At 44.1% G+C, this 16,471-nt stretch carries 15 protein-coding genes; all 15 read right to left on the bottom strand.

The window, feature by feature from the left end; translation table 11 throughout:
• Positions 1-135: 135 nt before the first annotated feature.
• Positions 136-1,965 (bottom strand): hypothetical protein, encoded by a 1,830-nt coding sequence (locus G4D54_06540; protein QJA02104.1) that lies wholly within the window; start codon positions 1,963-1,965, stop codon positions 136-138.
• Positions 1,966-1,985: 20 nt separating this feature from the next.
• A complete protein-coding gene (locus tag G4D54_06535; GenBank protein QJA02103.1) occupies positions 1,986-2,177 on the bottom strand; it encodes a hypothetical protein in 192 nt (63 codons plus the stop codon).
• Positions 2,178-2,181: 4 nt separating this feature from the next.
• Entirely contained in the window at positions 2,182-2,907 is a 726-nt protein-coding gene (locus G4D54_06530; protein QJA02102.1) for a hypothetical protein, read from the bottom strand.
• Complete coding sequence (locus tag G4D54_06525; GenBank protein QJA02101.1) at positions 2,888-3,208, bottom strand: hypothetical protein; 321 nt, start codon at positions 3,206-3,208, stop codon at positions 2,888-2,890. The genes G4D54_06530 and G4D54_06525 overlap by 20 nt, the downstream gene beginning before the upstream one ends.
• Positions 3,205-5,148 carry a hypothetical protein gene (locus G4D54_06520; protein QJA02100.1) on the bottom strand — a complete coding sequence of 648 codons (1,944 nt, stop codon included), beginning with the start codon at positions 5,146-5,148 and terminating at the stop codon, positions 3,205-3,207. The genes G4D54_06525 and G4D54_06520 overlap by 4 nt, the downstream gene beginning before the upstream one ends.
• A 12-nt stretch (positions 5,149-5,160) precedes the next feature.
• Positions 5,161-5,493: a hypothetical protein gene (locus G4D54_06515; protein QJA02099.1), complete on the bottom strand. Its 333-nt coding sequence runs from the start codon at positions 5,491-5,493 to the stop codon at positions 5,161-5,163.
• Positions 5,494-5,678: 185 nt separating this feature from the next.
• Positions 5,679-6,185, bottom strand: a complete 507-nt coding sequence (locus tag G4D54_06510) for a hypothetical protein (protein ID QJA02098.1) — start codon at positions 6,183-6,185, stop codon at positions 5,679-5,681.
• Positions 6,186-6,493: 308 nt separating this feature from the next.
• On the bottom strand, positions 6,494-7,447 hold the full coding sequence (locus G4D54_06505) for an LPXTG cell wall anchor domain-containing protein (protein QJA02097.1): 954 nt from the start codon (positions 7,445-7,447) through the stop codon (positions 6,494-6,496).
• Positions 7,431-8,285 carry a class C sortase gene (locus G4D54_06500; GenBank protein QJA02096.1) on the bottom strand — a complete coding sequence of 285 codons (855 nt, stop codon included), beginning with the start codon at positions 8,283-8,285 and terminating at the stop codon, positions 7,431-7,433. Before G4D54_06500 ends, G4D54_06505 begins: the two co-directional genes overlap by 17 nt.
• On the bottom strand, positions 8,282-10,135 hold the full coding sequence (locus G4D54_06495; protein ID QJA02095.1) for an isopeptide-forming domain-containing fimbrial protein: 1,854 nt from the start codon (positions 10,133-10,135) through the stop codon (positions 8,282-8,284). Before G4D54_06495 ends, G4D54_06500 begins: the two co-directional genes overlap by 4 nt.
• Complete coding sequence (locus G4D54_06490) at positions 10,132-12,633, bottom strand: hypothetical protein (GenBank protein QJA02094.1); 2,502 nt, start codon at positions 12,631-12,633, stop codon at positions 10,132-10,134. The genes G4D54_06495 and G4D54_06490 overlap by 4 nt, the downstream gene beginning before the upstream one ends.
• A gap of 232 nt (positions 12,634-12,865) precedes the next feature.
• Positions 12,866-13,852, bottom strand: coding sequence for a flagellar biosynthesis protein FlgM (locus tag G4D54_06485; protein QJA02093.1), 987 nt, complete (start codon positions 13,850-13,852; stop codon positions 12,866-12,868).
• Positions 13,853-13,894: 42 nt separating this feature from the next.
• Positions 13,895-14,338, bottom strand: a complete 444-nt coding sequence (locus tag G4D54_06480) for a hypothetical protein (GenBank protein QJA02092.1) — start codon at positions 14,336-14,338, stop codon at positions 13,895-13,897.
• A 76-nt stretch (positions 14,339-14,414) separates the two neighbouring features.
• Positions 14,415-16,142: an AAA family ATPase gene (locus tag G4D54_06475; protein ID QJA02091.1), complete on the bottom strand. Its 1,728-nt coding sequence runs from the start codon at positions 16,140-16,142 to the stop codon at positions 14,415-14,417.
• A 79-nt stretch (positions 16,143-16,221) separates the two neighbouring features.
• On the bottom strand, positions 16,222-16,431 hold the full coding sequence (locus G4D54_06470) for a hypothetical protein (GenBank protein ID QJA05162.1): 210 nt from the start codon (positions 16,429-16,431) through the stop codon (positions 16,222-16,224).
• Positions 16,432-16,471: the final 40 nt, after the last annotated feature.

Below are 16,471 nucleotides of genomic sequence, written 5' to 3'. Positions count from 1 at the left end.
AAAAGCCAACTGGCAAGTTGCCAGGTATTGTTTTTTTTCTGATGGATCTATCACGTTCGTGGACCACCTGTCATGAGAGCCAATGTTTGAATGATAGGGAATAGATCCATGTGCTTGATCTTCGGTTCCTTGCGGTCATGCCATCTCCTTCAACTCGTTCTCTGTCGCAAGGACATGCAATGGGATATGCCGGTCTCCACAGACGAACAATGCATCGCCCATACGCAACTGCTCGATCAGTCCTTTCTCATTCTCGTTGACGGTGATGAAGTTGCTGAGATCGTTGGTTCCATCGCGCTCCAGATGCATGATCATCTTATAGACGCTGTTGTTGAAGATCGCTTTTCCATGTACGAGGATATCTTTCCCCGCAAAGTCTTTCGGCTCCTGCGTCGCGATCGTACAGACATTATGGTATTTTCTGGATCTTCGTGTGTATTGTGCCACTCTCTCCGCACTCATCGGTGTCAGTATCTGCGTATGCGCTTCGTCCAGGACGAATGCAGAATCCACTGATTCATCCAGACACAGAGACCAGGCAAATTGATACATGATGTGATTCAGTGCATTGATCAGCGTCATCGGTTTCTCCAGCAGCGTCTTCGTACCGAAAGCGATGATATCCTTTGATAAGTCCTCCTTCCCTAGAGATGTGTGCCCGTTGAAATAGATCGACCATTCTCTGAGCAGCGGTTTTATCTTCAGGCGCAGATCTCGCAGCAGCTCCAGTTCCTTCGTATCAGCATGCGGCTGCTTCTGACATTCTTCTATACTTTTCTGCAGACGTACATCGAGATCGGAGAAGGTCGGATACGCAGAGGCAGGTAGTCCACGGAAATCTGTTTCTGTCGTCAATCCATGATCCGCATACAACTTGACCATCTGATCTCCAACGATGGAAAGTGTGTCATCACTGATAGAGGGTACGAGATAGCGTAGGATGATCTTGACATCATCGATACAGTTGTATATGGCAAGCTCTGTATCCCATTTGACGCTGGCGTCCTCATCCTCTTCCACTGAGATCGGCTTTAGATCGAAGACATTGATGATATGTCCGCGCCGTCCCCAGTTGACGAACGTACCTCCATAACGCTTCGTCAGCGACCTATTCTTGTTCTCCGGATCGATCCAGATGATCTTCTTATGTGTCCGGATATAAAAACGGATCAGCAGCTTCATCAGCGTAGATTTACCGAATCCAGTACCTCCAACGATGACGAGGTTCCCACTCAGCCGATTCAGTGCTCGGGCACTTTCCGAATCATTGAGCCATTGGAATTGATCGAACAGGATCGCTCCTTTGTTCATCAGTTCATGACCGAGTAAGAATCCTCCACGATCCTTCAGTGTTTCGAATACGAAGGGATACAGGCCTGCCATACCAAGGCTGGGAAGCGGGATACCGATGTTCTTCTCTACTTCGGAAGGAAGGAGACTATTGACAAATAACGGGGAAGCGACCCGCATCAGGTTCTCCTGCATGACGGGAGCACTGGTCAGCTTGAATCCCTGTGCCCGTAAACGGAGATTGAGGTCCCGACATCGGTTATTTACTTCTTTTTCCGTCTGTGCATAGACGCTGAATACGATGATGATGTTCCATGTCATATCATGATTGTCGATGATCTCCTTGATATAGGTATTCAGGGAGATCAACTCATTTTCCAGCGTTTCTCTTCTTGTCGGGTCATTCCAACTTTTCTGATACTCTCTATTCTTGTCATTGTATTCCTTCTTCAACATACCGGCACAGTCCAGATCCAATGGTTCTGTGCGCATGAAGACTTTTATCTGTGGATCCGATACGTAGGAACTCAACAGGCCAAGATCGAATTGGCGGGGGAGTTCTGTGACAAGCAGAGACTTGATATATCGGTCTCCAAGGATATAGTGACCTCTTTGGATCTTTAGACCGATAGGCTGTAATAAACTTTTTTTCTTGACCAGGTCATTGTTCCACATGTTGTTCCTCCTTAGACTTTTTATAAGATAAAACGATGTTTGTGCTTATGCGATGCATCTTCCGCTTCGATAAAGATGAGCCTTTCTTTATTTACACGGTCATTAAGAGTCATTTCAGAGACTATAGTATTTCTTCCATGTCCCTGTCTTGCATAAAACTTATCTGATATCACTTTTCGTACTGCAGGATGTAGAACACATTTTTTATCCATAAGTTCACGCTCCTTTTTCTTCTTTCTGAAGCTTGTAGTAGTCATCATAATCAAAATCCGGCTCGTGATAGGTATCTTCTGTTGCAAAGATATCTTCACTGGTGTCCGCCAGACAGCTGAAGATGCCACGTGAGAAGTAATAATCGTTGATCAGCGGATTCTCATACATATAAGCAACATAATCATAGAGATCATGCATATTCAGATCTTTAGTCCGAAATCCGGCATACTGAAGCTCAGCGACCAGTTCATCAAAATTCTTCATCAACGTTCCTTCATCCTTATCCCGTAGCATCAGGAAGAATTCCAGTTCCCGATGCGTATCCTGAAACCAGGTGACCTTCTCAAAATCATTGCGGATCATCGCACGGATACGAGGGTCTTCTTCCTGCGCCTCCTCTCGCAGCAGTATCGAGACATGATCGTCGATCTGTACCGGTACGAATACATATTGCCAGTAGATGGGGAAGCGTACCTTGTTGAAGATGATACGCAGATTATTCACGACGCGTGCCTGCACATAGCTCGTATCGATAAAGATGTTTCTGGGGATGACCTTAAGACCAATGACCCGTTCCTGCATGTTGCCGTCTCTTATGTAGATCGCATTTCCATCGATCATTTCGATATTTGACCATTCCAATGCCGTAGCACAATATCTTTTCTGTTTTTCTGCCTGCTTCTTGGCTTTCTTTTCTGCCTTTTTTTCTTTATTCTTCTTTTTCTTCATATTTTACGATACCTCCCCATATATATTTCTTCTGCCGTGTAATGTATAGATATTGTAGATAGAAGAACATCATGAAATTGTGATAGATAGGAGGGAATGACTGAATGAGCAGGACTACGATCCCATAGAGGAGCGCTACTATAAGGAGGAGGGGGATGTTGACACTATCCCCCATCAAAAGGATGATCATCATTGGAATGAAGATCAGCGAACCTACTCCTAAAACAGCAATGTCTATCCAACGAAACATCCCACCAACATGTCTTCCTTTCTTAAAATTTTTAGGTGAATAAAATCTCATGATCTATTGAAATCCTCCATTTCTCTCATATCTTGTACATCTCTTTTTTCAGCACTCATGGAAGACAGTACATCGGTCTGTTTTGGGCGTATCAGATCATTGATGCCTGCATGCATATTGGAGAGGTTCTGCGCGTGGGTATTTTTCGTTATATACCGACCTCCACGAACGACATTCTTTTGTCCCATGAGACGATTCCCTGCGGAGAGATATGCAGCCTTTCCGACCTTGGAGACCGCCCTTGCGCCCAAGGAAGCTGAGTCTCCAACATGTCTTGCGAGTGTATTGTCACGACTCAAACGGATACCGCCGGCATCAGCGCTGTCAACGTTTTGCATATTGCCATCATTGCCCATAGATGCAGTTGCACTATCCTCTTCCATTCCAGACGGTCCCATATCTGATCCGCCATCCATGGCGCTGTCATACGCTCCATCCGTTGATACGGATGACGGAGTATTACCAAAGCCATATGTCGGATTGCTCTTATCAATCGTACCGGATGCGCCACCACCCGTTTGGTTTGGAGCCTTCCAGTAACTTTTATCCATACCGGCTTTTTCCAAAGCCAGGGAAGCATCCCCTTTGCTCATATCGCTGATGTCGACCCCATACTTTTTCGCTGCACGTGCCTGCTTCTCCGTATGTGGTTCGGAAAAAGCTTTTGGTGGGATATTCCCTGCGCCTCCAGAACCTGGGCCACCGCCCGGACCACTACCTGGATCATATATTCCAGACATAGGATTACTGGGACCAGGACCGCCTCTTCCAGAATAGTTACCAAGTGAGTTTAATCCTACCATCCTGCCAGCTCCATATGTACCTAGTGCTGCAGCTCCACCGGCCAGCCCGATCCCTTTATGGCCGATAGCCTGTGTAACACCTTTCAGCGCGGACATTGCCTGGAACCCCTGCATCGTCATAAAGAGGCCCATACCGTCACCGCCGATGAGCTGAGCGACCTGACCGGGTCCAATCAAGACGGCAAGCATGCCGCCAAGGAAGAAGATCCCTTGGCCGACGATTCCAAAATTCTGTACAGCTTTTGAGGAAGTGATGGCCATAACGAGCAACAGGATGATATACTGCAGGACATTCGAGATCAGATCGGCACTGATCAGTTTGACCCATAAACCAAAACTGCGATCATCCGGGTTTATGATACCGGATATCGGGTAAGGAGATACCAGGATCTTGACTGCGATGGATATCATCCTCTGTGATATCTGTATCGCCATAAGCAGAAACATATAAGCTCCACATACCCCTTCCACGATCAGGAAGATCAGCATCGTGGTATCCGGAAAAAATATATAATCGCCATCAGCTCCGATCAGGGCCGAGGTGATATTGAAGAATCCGCCTACGATCGGAACGCCGTCGAACCAGTGATCCATACCACCTTCTGTAGCATTGATATCAATCATTTGATAAGGTGGATATTTCCCATTGCTGGCGGAACTGATGAAGATTTGGGATGGCATCCCATCATATTCCTTATACAATTTATCAATGACCTTTTGTTTTTCTGGATCATCTGTTTTTGGCTTCGTATTTGCGAAATTGTTCTCTACGACAAAAGAATCTGCAACGTTATCCATCACGACACTCGTAAAAGCAGTGAATTCTTTGATCACTACTGGTGTCATAGCTATGATGAAAGCGATAGCGAATGTACGGTAGAATATTTGAAGACCATTTAATTTTAAAGCATATTCCTCATCGATGGTCGCTTTCAACATCATGGAAACGATCCGAAGAAGCGTAAATAAAAAGAGGAATCCAACCAGGATCTCCCACCATTTCCATACCGTCGGATTTGCGCCGATATCAAAGGAGAGGATCGGTCTTATGATGTTATATACGCTGTCAATAAGGAACAGGCTGCCTTTAACGAGTATCCACAAGACCCAACGGACACCATCGATCACTAGATCCATGTTTGTCGCTCCTTACAAGCTCAACAGTTTCCATAGGACTGTCAACATCTCTCCGCCAATGGTAAAGCCAATGATCTTCTTCAGCATTTTCCAAACAGGTTTTTGACTTTTTTCATCTTCATCTTTTGTCATCCAAGTAACGGTATGAACGATGCAGGCTACAAGACCGGTTAAAGGAATCAGCCAAAGCCCGATATCTCTTGCGGAATCCAACCATGGCTTTGCTTCGTTTTTGATTCCTTCCGTATTCGGCTTTGGCTTGGCCAGTATAGGGGTCATCGTTGTATAAAATGCGATGAGGATACCGGCAGTAGTGGGAGTCAATCTTATTTTTTTCTTTAACATAGGTATATCGTTTCCTTTCTTTCAGTAAATAAAAAAGACACGTGATGTGTCGGATATGGAGCCGCTGCATAGACGGATATGCAGGGCAAGACGTTCATTTTCGGATAGCTCCTGACTGCTGTGCCAGGAGACATCGAGCGAAGGGATCCTCCGGGTATCTTCATAAGCATTCCGATATGAAATAGCTAGTAGGAAGGATTCCCAGAACTGATGATCCCATGATATTTTTGATCTATATGGATGCATAGATGCTCATCATCTTCCATCATCCCTTTCGTATAGGAACGCTTATCAAACCAGCATAGAGGGGGCCTGGTATGTCTTGGTCTCATCCATTCACGTACGAACTTCATCGTCATGGTGCATACGATCTTGTCTATCTTTTTATTTCTGCCTACTTCCTCCGTAAGTTCTATAAGGTCGCCATCTTTTTCAATAAAGACGGAATCTCCTTTTTTGATCGGTACGTAGGTATGTACGAACTCGTATTCACTCAATGTGCCATTCAGGTAATGATATCCGGTATCACAGACAGGGAAGCGGATCCTTTTGGATAGCGGTGTCTTCCCGATATAGATCCTCACCAGATATAATAGAAGCCCCCACAAGATGATATCCACTACCGGAATTCCCCATATGAAGCCATGATACAGCAGGAATGCGTCGATGCATATCGTCAGAAATGCTGCCACGCGGTAGACCTACTTCTTTTCTTCTTTCTTCTAACTGCTTCCTGGCCACTGTGCAACCCTTCATCAGCTTATCGAAGATATCCAAAGCATAGTGGTCATTTTTTAATAGATTTCTTACCTCCTCCATCAACTCCGGTTCTCTATCCGGAGAAAAGTAATTTTTTTGTAAAAGCCGTCAAGTATGTCTTCAACCATTTCAGTACTCCTCCTGTCCTTCATGTCGATAAGGATCGCTCCATGATGATGCACCTCTTCTTCAAATGAAAGGGGAAATGCAGATAACTGCATCTCCCTTAGGCAAAGACAGACTACTGTTCAGCCTTATTTGCTTTTCTGCGTTTATAAGCCACAAAAATGAGTGCTGCGCCAGTAATACCAGCTACGATACTTAATAACCATATATTCGTATGATCTCCTGTGCTGACAACACCACCCGGAAGTGGTCTGTCCGCATAGACGATCGTACGAAGCTTATCGTCACCATTGACCCATTCGTCATCGATCGTGACCTTCACGACCTCATCAGATAGCTGATAACCGGCAGGAGCCTTCGTTTCCTTTATGTATACTGTCTGATATAATAGTCCATCGAATGACGCGACCCCATCCTTCGGATCTGTCTTTTCTGTTTTGATGACTTCTGTGCACTCCGCATCAGAATACAGAGTAAATTCAGCTTCTTTTAAAATGCTCTTATGATCATAATAATCGACTTTCCGCACATGCAATGCTGGTAAAGGCGCATGTTTTGGGAATACTTCGATATGGTAGTTCATCTGTTTGACGGTCTCATCCCACATCGGTACGCTGATCAGTGTCGGCTGTATCGTTTCATAGCCCGCCTGATCACTCACATACAACAGATAGACACCTACCTCCAGATCTGTGAAATCTACGATACCCTGCACATTTGTCTGTTTCGTCTGTATCACGTCTTTCACGAGTGGCCGCAACGTATCTGCGGCTTCCTGCAGTCCTTCTGCCGTTTCGATGGCATTCAGTTCCACATTCGCAGAGCTATAGTCCTCGGTAAGCTGATAGCTCCCTTCCTTTATCGTTGCGACATAGGCCAGAGAAAGACCGACGCCTTCTCTGGATAACTTGTCTTGTGTTTCCTCCAGTTCCACATGGATACTGCCTTTCTCCTGTGTAGAAAGATCCATAGGCTGGGGAAGTGCTTCCTGTGCGCTTACCGGCCGGATGCAGCATAATGACAACAACGATAATGTCATGATGCAGACTATCTTATTTCGCTTCTTCATGTTCTTTTGACCTCCTTATTCTATGATGATAGATCTCTTTTCCCAACAGGAGTGTGACGATCACAAAGGGCGCTGCCGTAAAGAGGAGCTCTCTTATCGACATCATCGATTCTTGGATCGATTCCTTTTCCTGTTTCTCATAAGCCACTCGTTCTCCTGTTATGAGCAGCCTTTTCGTATTGATTCCGTATGGTGTACAGGTGATGAGCGTCACGAGGTCTCTTCCTTCTTGTATCTCCAACAGATCGGTATCCTGTGGATCTGTCGTTTGGATATCGCAGATTCGATAGGCCAGCATCCTACCGAGTACATCGATGTAGAAGAGATCGCCTTTTTCCAATTCATCTAATCTGGTAAATAGCTTTGATGATGGAAGACCACGATGTCCGCTCAATGCCGTATGTGTACTCTCACCACCAACAGGAAGACTGCTGGATCGAAGATGTCCCACACCTTTTGACAGGACGCTCTCACTCACACCGTGATAGATAGGAAGATCGACACTGATCTTCGGTATCTCGATGCGTGCCATGACATCGCTGTCCTTCAATCGCAACTGTTTTTCATAAGCCTTCTCTGTCAGATACTTGTCACTGATACCTTGGATATAGTTCCCCTGCGTTTGAAAGAGCATATCGTTATAGGTATCTGCCGCCTTCACCAGACCTTCCACCTGATCTTCATTGCGGCGCAGCGCTTTGGAATATGTCTTCAGGGAATCGGACTGTACACTTCGCTGATACAGACCACTCACTATGGGATAGCTGCAGATCAGAAAGCCGACAAGGATGATCGCTATGCTCCACCATCGTCTTCCGGATCTTTTTTCACGCTTCATTTCCCATCATCCACATGGCTTCTCTTTCTGTGGATACCATAACCGGCGATCATCAGCCCTGCCCCAAGAGCGACCATGACGATCGTCAGCTGTGATCCTGTGACCGGCAGCTTGCTTCCTACTTTGTTTACTACCGTTAGATTCATGGAACCTTGCGTCGCATCTGTCTCCAGTTTATTATCTTTTTCCGTAGTCGCACCATCATAGAATTCTTTGAAATGTGCAGTTGCCTCCAGCTTCTGCAGGATCTTATCCGTTGCGCCTTCGCCGGCTGCGTAGCTGTTTCTATCGTTCGTATAGGTCGGTCTTACCGTCAATACGATCGGATCCAATAAACGGCGATATCCATCCGGTGCTTCTACCTCCGAAAGGTAATACACCCCCTGATCGAGACCATAGATCGTGAAATTGCCATCCAAAGGTGTGACGATCTCGACGGCTTCCTTCGGCTGTGTTCCACCGTCATGATCATTACCGCCTACAGAATCACGGTTGATCACGTTATAACCGTCAGGAGTACGTTTCAGATATACTTCCTTCGTACAGTCCGCATCACTGTACAGACGGAATCTTGCGTCCTTCAACGGTGCGTCATGGTCATTGACCTTCGATACGTTCAGCTTATAGGTGAAGCACACGACCGTATCCCACGGTGTCTCTCCGGTCTTTCCGACACCATCCGCATCCGGGTCATTGGAGAACTCCAGCTTCACACTGTTCTCGAAGCCCGGTCTTCCGGTATCCTTGGCAGCCTCATCGTTCAGCTTGGCATCATAGCGAAGGACGATCTTCTGTCCATAGACGTTCTCCTTGTCTTTGTTCATGCCTTCCGGGAACTCGCGGTCTACGATCTTCTTCAGGTCTTCGATCTCTATCTTGAACGTCGTTCCTTCTACATTTTCCAATATATTGTATTCGCTGGGATCGACATCATAGGTCTTCTTTCCATCCATGATCTGGATCTTCACGGTATCCGGGTCAAAGGTCAGTGCTTTATCCATCTTGTCATGGAAAGCGAAGTAATAGCTGTGATATCCATTCATATCCGGTACAGCGGTATCATAACGATACGGAACGGTCTGACCGATCTCATAATCTCCGATATCGTTCCATCCATCTGCGCCGATCTCTTCTTTGTGGTCATCCTCCTGTATCTTCTTCGTGATCGAAGGATAATCGGATTTGATCTTTACAGCAGCATTCGGATTAGCCGTATTTACCATACACAGAGAGCTTGCGGAGTGCGTCCCTGCATTATCAGATATCTCATCGGTGATGTAGTATCCGAAATCCAGACCGTCGAAACGGATATTGCCGTTATCCATCGTCTCCGTGACATGGATATCGGTCCCTTGTTTCTTCTGTGTACGCAACTCTGTAGTGATCTCTTCGATGAAATAGCGGAATTCGCTGTATCTTCCTTCCAACTTCTGTTCTGTCACAGCACCTTCCACCTTATGATTGTTTAAAGACTGGATGTAGTCGACTGCTTCATATTCCGTCACTTCCTTTGCCGGTTTGTTCAAGCGTTTTCCGATGACCTTCTGCAGGACATCCTTATAGGCAGGTGTCCAGGTATAGTTCACACTTTCCAGATGCGCTGCATTCTTTACAGAGAACAGCTGATACAGACGAAACTTCTTTCCTATGAGCGATTGTCCTTCATTCGCTTCGATGGTGATGGCAGCACCGCCTTTCTTCAGGTCTACGATGCCACCCGGCGTCGTGATCTCCTGAGCTGCATGGATCACCAGACTAGTGATGGTCAATGCCGGTAGTGCACCGGATAACAGCATCCCTGTCGCCAGAGCAGGGATCCCCAGATATTTCATTACGTTCTTTTTATTCATTCTCTAACTCCTCCTCGTAAGCTTTTTCTCCCTAAGAACATCAACCCCATGCCTATGATAAACATCGGGAACATGAGATCACTGCCTGTTTCCGGCAATTTGATACCTACCATATTCACGATCTCCATATGTACGACTCTTGTTTTCTTCGTACCCTCGATGCGGATAGCACCTGTCGTGACCGTATCTTTCGGTGTATATTTCTTACCATCTACCCATAACTCGAACAGCTCATTGACCGGGGAAGAGACAGTCTCGATCTCATAGATATGAGGCTGTTTCGTATCCGGATCTAGTGGGATACGGTATCCATCCGGTGCTTTCGTTTCTTTGAGGTAATACTTCGTTCGATCCTTCAGTCCGGCAAAGCTCAATACACCGTTATATGAGGTTCTCTTTGCGACTACCTTTGTGCACGCTTTATCGCTGTATAGCGTAAATTCCGCACCGTCCAGCAGCTGCTTGTGGTCGTTGAGCTTCGTGATCTTCAACGTGAACGGAGATACCTTATCACGCACGGTCATGATGCCATCGAATGCATCTGTCTTCTGGAAGGTAATGCCTGTATTCGTCAGGTCTGTCAGTACCTTGACGCCACCACCGGATAACACTTCAAAACGTACTTCGGTACGATTGATATCATAGCCATCCATGACAGCTTTTTCCTTCAATATATAGACACCCGGGCGAAGACCGACGAACTGGATGGAGCCGTTCTTATCTGTTTTTACTTCTGAGGTAGTTCCATTCGGTTTTGTGAAGGTGAAGATCGTATTCGGGATATTCAGCTTAGGCTCTTCCTGGACCTTATGGATCCGCAACTTGATGATATCTTCAAGGACATTTTTAGAAACTGTGATGACGCTGGTCGTTTGTGCTGCAGGATTGATCGTCACATCATATGACTTAGGGTCCAGGCGGTATCCCGGACTGGCCTTCGTCTCCTTCATGGTGTATTTTCCCAGATAGAGACCTGTTTTCGTGGCATTACCATTCTTATCCGTGGTCAGCGTTGCGACCAGCGCACCTTTTTTGTATTTTACGGATCTGTCAGCAGGATCCAGGATATTCTCCTTCGCCCGCAACTCATAGACAGCACCCTGTAGCGTTGCGTCTCCCTGTGGTTTTTTATTCGTCTTACTATCTGCCTTGGATAGTTTCAATGTGCCGGACTGGCTTTTATCTGTGCCTGTCACGGTAATGGTCTGGTTATTATTGGAAATCGTGACAGGGTATTTCGTCTTATTGAGCGTATATCCTTTTGGCGCAATGACTTCTTGCACATAATACTGCCCGACACGCAGATACCCGGACAGAGAATAACCGGATGCCTTCGTAACGAGGCGCTGAAGCTCCTGACCTTGTTGGTTGAAGATCGCATACGTCGCACCTGCGACTTGTTTCTTGGAATCCGTATCGACCTTACGGATCTGGACACGCCCTTTCTTCCAACCATTACGAGCAGTGAAAGAGGCCGTCTTATTGGCAGATACACTTACCGTATGGATCGTCTTGTCCAGAATCAGATGATTCGGTACAGCGCTCTCCTGGATATAGTAAGTCGAAGGTGCGAGATTATTTACCGTAACAGTACCATCAGAGCCTGTTTTGTAGGTTCCGATCGGGGAAGACATATCGGCATTTTTAGATACCTTGAAGGAAGTATTAGGAACCATATTCCCATCTTCATCCTGTTTCGTGATCTTTAGTGCACCATACTTGTTGACCTGAATTTTTAGTTTGAATGTTCCTGGGTCTAAGAGCATGGGTTTGATAATATCTTGTCCGCCTGGTTTTCGATGGACGATGGATTGTCCAATCATTTCCGGCTTGACCTTATCCAAACTATATGTACTGTTATCATTAGCTTTGGAGCTGGCGGTAATCGTTAACTTATTTCCACTTCGTTTTACACTAAGTCCTTTCGGAATACTTTCTTTACCTTTGAAATCCTGCAGGACGTTATTGGTGTCTGTCAGTGTAATGCTTTCCCCAGCATTCAAGGTAACAGTTTCCCCATTGAAGCTAGGACGCTTTTTCATATTCTTAATCATTGTATTGACTTCAGCTTTTCGCTTTTCATAATTAGGGATATTATGATCCGTAGGTTTATATCCTAGATATTCCCACACCATCAGCTGGCCAACAGCATAATTCCATTTCGATTGATTGGTGTTGACATAAGCATAGTACCAAATTTTAGCGATATGTTCTTTATCAGAATAAGATGTTGAATATCCACTCCAACCATTGATTACTTCCCAAGGCTCACTGCATACACCGACACCTTGTTCGACATGGATCTTTTCAATCTTTTGATGATCGAACCATGCAGTTTGCGCAGGATTATCTGGATTGTGCGCTTGTCCACTATGCCAGTATCCGGTATCTTCCAGCTTTGTGACATTGGCTTTGATCGTTACCGTGGACAACATATTAGATCCACATAGCAAGATCGAAGCGAATATCATGACGATACTTTTTAATTTCTTCCGCATCTTGTTTTCCTCCATAAATTTACACTTACTTTTTATATAGGCATTACTCATACAATGATATACATGAAACCTTTTCCTGTATTCGCCTTACGCTACGCGCAGCTGCGAGTCATACCTCACCTTGAAATAATTCATATAGTCACCTCCAATAAAAAAGACGAACAACTGTCCGTCTTGATTTTCTATTAACAAAAAAGAAGCGATATTTACGCTTCCTTATTGTTAAATGATTTTAATACCAATATATTGAATATTTTTCAGTTCCATCACTGTAACCTATATAACAAGAGCTATATCCTAAATTATAATATGGACTACTTTCATCCAGAGTACCAAAGAATTGATCGGCCCATGCTTCAGCAGCCCTTGGATCATCAAATATAGGTGATTGCATAGAAATAGGTAAACCTTGTTTTCTACCATCATATGTGATATGCGGAGCTGAAGGTGCCGGAGTAGGTGTTGACGGCTTTGCCTGTGAAGGAGAGGAATTCTGCGCTCCATTGGAACCGGAGGAGCCTCCGGTATTCGCAGTGCTGCTTCCTTGTCCTCCGCTCGTTCCTGCAGTTTGATTACCTGTAGATGAAGAGGATGTCTGTGATTGCTGTCCTGTATTACTGTTATTTGGGGCTGTTTCAGCTTTCTGCCCTTCAGTAGTTGCTTTTGCCTCTTCTTTTTTCTTTACGATGACTTTGAATTTTTTCTCTGTCTTGTTTCCGTTAGCATCAAATGCTTTTATAATGACTTCATAAGTTCCGGCTTTCTTTGTGTTTAATTTTCCTTTATCAATGTAGTAGCCAGATTTTTTTATTTCTTTACCGCTGTATTTCAAAACACCATCTACGGGATCCTTTACTGATTTTACATTGTCTTTCAGATCGAGCTTATCACCAGCTGCGATTGTGACTTTATCCTTTTTCAGTACAATTTCAGGTTTCTTCGTATCTTTAACTGTGATCTTCACATCTTTCTGGATAGTCTTGTCCCCATCCGTAAATGTGACCTTCAAGGTCTGATCTCCAACTTTCTTTGCATTAAAATCCTGTACTTTATCTACTTTGATATTTTTATCAGATTTTTTTGCGTCAAAGAGTTTGTTGTTGTCGAGTTTATCACCATATTCCACAGTCAGCTTGTCTGTCGGTGTGACTTTTAAATCCTTGTTGCATCCTGTCAATACGAGAGCTGCCATCGCAGCGATACTTAATAATTTCTTCATGTTCTTTGCCTCCTTATCACCCATTTAGACTTTTTTATCGATTTATTTTTTCTTCAGCTTTGCAAAATATTTTTTTATAAATTCTCGTTTAAATTTTTCTTCTTCTTTTTCGTAGTCATGTTGGTATTTTCCCAGCGTCATTTCCTTGGGCAGCTCTGGATAGATCATATATTGTCTTAGATGCTCAAATTCCGTCACTGCTTCTAAGCCTTTTTTTGTAGGTATATAGCAGAATAGCTGCACACCTCCGAGTTCTCTTATGAGAGCCTCTATATTCAAAAAGACTGACTCCGGTCGGATACTGTTTAATGTATCTATTACTGCTCCTTGGTCGATATCTTCATATCTTACATAGCCTTCCTCTAACAAATGTTCCAGCGCTTCCGTTAGGTTTTCTACCTCACTTCGTTCGATTACGAATTCGTCACTTTTAAGTACTGGTCGCATCTGAATCCCACATAATAATGCTGCTTCATTTAGATTCATCGCTCTTCCTCCGTGCGGTTCTGCCGCTATCCTCTGCTTACCCGGCAAGTTGCCATGTTACGTGGAACATCGTCCATCAAGCTTTTTTCCAAAGCATCTCTACATCTTTACCACTATGTGCCAATGCGATATGGATGACTTGTCCATGCAGCGTAACATCATAACGGTTCGTTTCAATCTGTTGTAAAGCTTCCTCACATTTTTCCTTCAACAGCTCTGGATGCTTATCATATTCTTCCTTCTTTAAATACTTCAATTCGATGATATAGGAAGGATACTTGTCCGTCTTGCTTTGCAGGAGGATATCATATCTGCCTTTTCCATCTTCTCGATTACTCTTCACCTCATAATCCGCATACAGACAGGCACACATCCCTAACAGAAGGGTGTGATAACTGTTTTCGCTGATCAGATCATGATAACTTGTAGAACCTAAAAGAAAGCTCTGATAGTTTTTTAAGAATTCACCTGGTTCTTTATCATATAGACCTCGTATCATCATAGTAAACGTGTCATAGTCTTTATTTAAATAATTCAAGGTCAGTCTTTGGAACTCTTCTGCGACTTCATTGTTGGGAATCTCCAACAAATACGTACTCGATTTTTCTTGTCTTATGGTCAGATATCCGGCATTTACGAAAAGCCCCCATAGACTTGCGGTATCCGCTTCTTCATAGAAACATCTTTCAAGATCTAAGACGGTCTCCACCTGCTTATTTTCTATCAGCTCTTCATACTTGGTTTCAAACTCAGACTTACTTTTACCGTTCTCTCCTGGTTCCTTCTTCATTTCCGCCATTGCTTTTTTTATAAGCTGATTAGAGCTTACGTTCACCCAATAGGGAATCAGTTTATGATTCTTCGCATAATTGATGATAGACCAGGGATTATATATTTCAGTTCCACCGATATAATAGCCATCATACATTGCCTTCACTTCTTCAGAACATTCTAAGCCATAATACTTCAATAAAGCTTCTGCTTCTTCCTTCATAAAACCAAAATGCTGGGAGTATGCTGGATCACTTACTGTACGCACCTCCGGGTTATTCAAACCGGAAAAGATATTCTCCTTCACGACCCGCTGTATTCCCGTCAACATTGCATATTGTAAATATGAATTATCTTTCAATGCACTACTTAACATAACTGACAAAGAAGAATGTACTTTATTATAAAATCCATGTATATGAGATTCTATAAATGGCATGTCGTATTCGTCGATGAATAACATAACTCTTTTTGCGTAATACTGATGAAGTTTTTCTGTCAAAAAACTGATTGCATTCGGCACCGTCTCCAGGGATCCGTCCTGTAGATTGGAAAGTCCCTTCATAATCAATTCGAATCTGGGTTTTTCAAACATATCGATTTCTTTGAATAACTGCTTGTTCTTTTGATACTCCTTCAAAAGCTGGGATTTTATCTGCATGACGACATTTGTTTGGCTATTTTTCGCATCCGCAAAGCTCAGGAAGATTGTAGGATATTGGTTCATCTCACGAACATATTCTGTATCCATGATCGCCGTATCCTTGAAGATATCCTTTGAATCCTTCGTGATGTCGAAGAATTCTGCCATCATACTCATATTCAATGTTTTTCCAAATCGGCGAGGACGGGTCACCAATGTAACTTCTGCGCCACTATCCAAAAATTCTTTTATCAATAAGGATTTATCGACGATATAATAATCTCCCGTTTTCAATTTTCGATAATCTGAGATACCGATCGGTATCCGTTTCAAACCTTTCGGTCCATGTTCGACCATTTTTTTGTTTTCGTTCATATATTTTTTCTCCATGCGGTCTCTCCGCTGTCTACTCCTACACGGCAACTTGCCAGGTAGCTGATATTGCTTGCTTTTTCTACTTTATATCAGGTCACTTTAAAGTGATTCCTGTTTTTTCTTCCACTGATTCCACATACGTATCTACATCGATATAGCCTTTTGAAAGATCCTCCGCTTTGTTCATGACTTGAGAAAGCACATACTCGATGTCTTCCTTTGGTAAGCCTGCCTCGGATAATACCTCTGCCACGGTCGATGCGTAGATCTTGCTGGTCGTTTCTACCAGCCGCTGCTCCCGCATCTGTTGCAACTGCACATCTCTTCTACTCTTTACATCTTCC

The sequence above is a fragment of the [Clostridium] innocuum genome, from assembly GCA_012317185.1.
GTDB lineage: Bacteria > Bacillota_I > Bacilli_A > Erysipelotrichales > Erysipelotrichaceae > Clostridium_AQ > Clostridium_AQ innocuum.
Note: the sequence above shows the minus strand (reverse complement) of the source record. Positions and strands in the feature narration are given on the sequence as shown.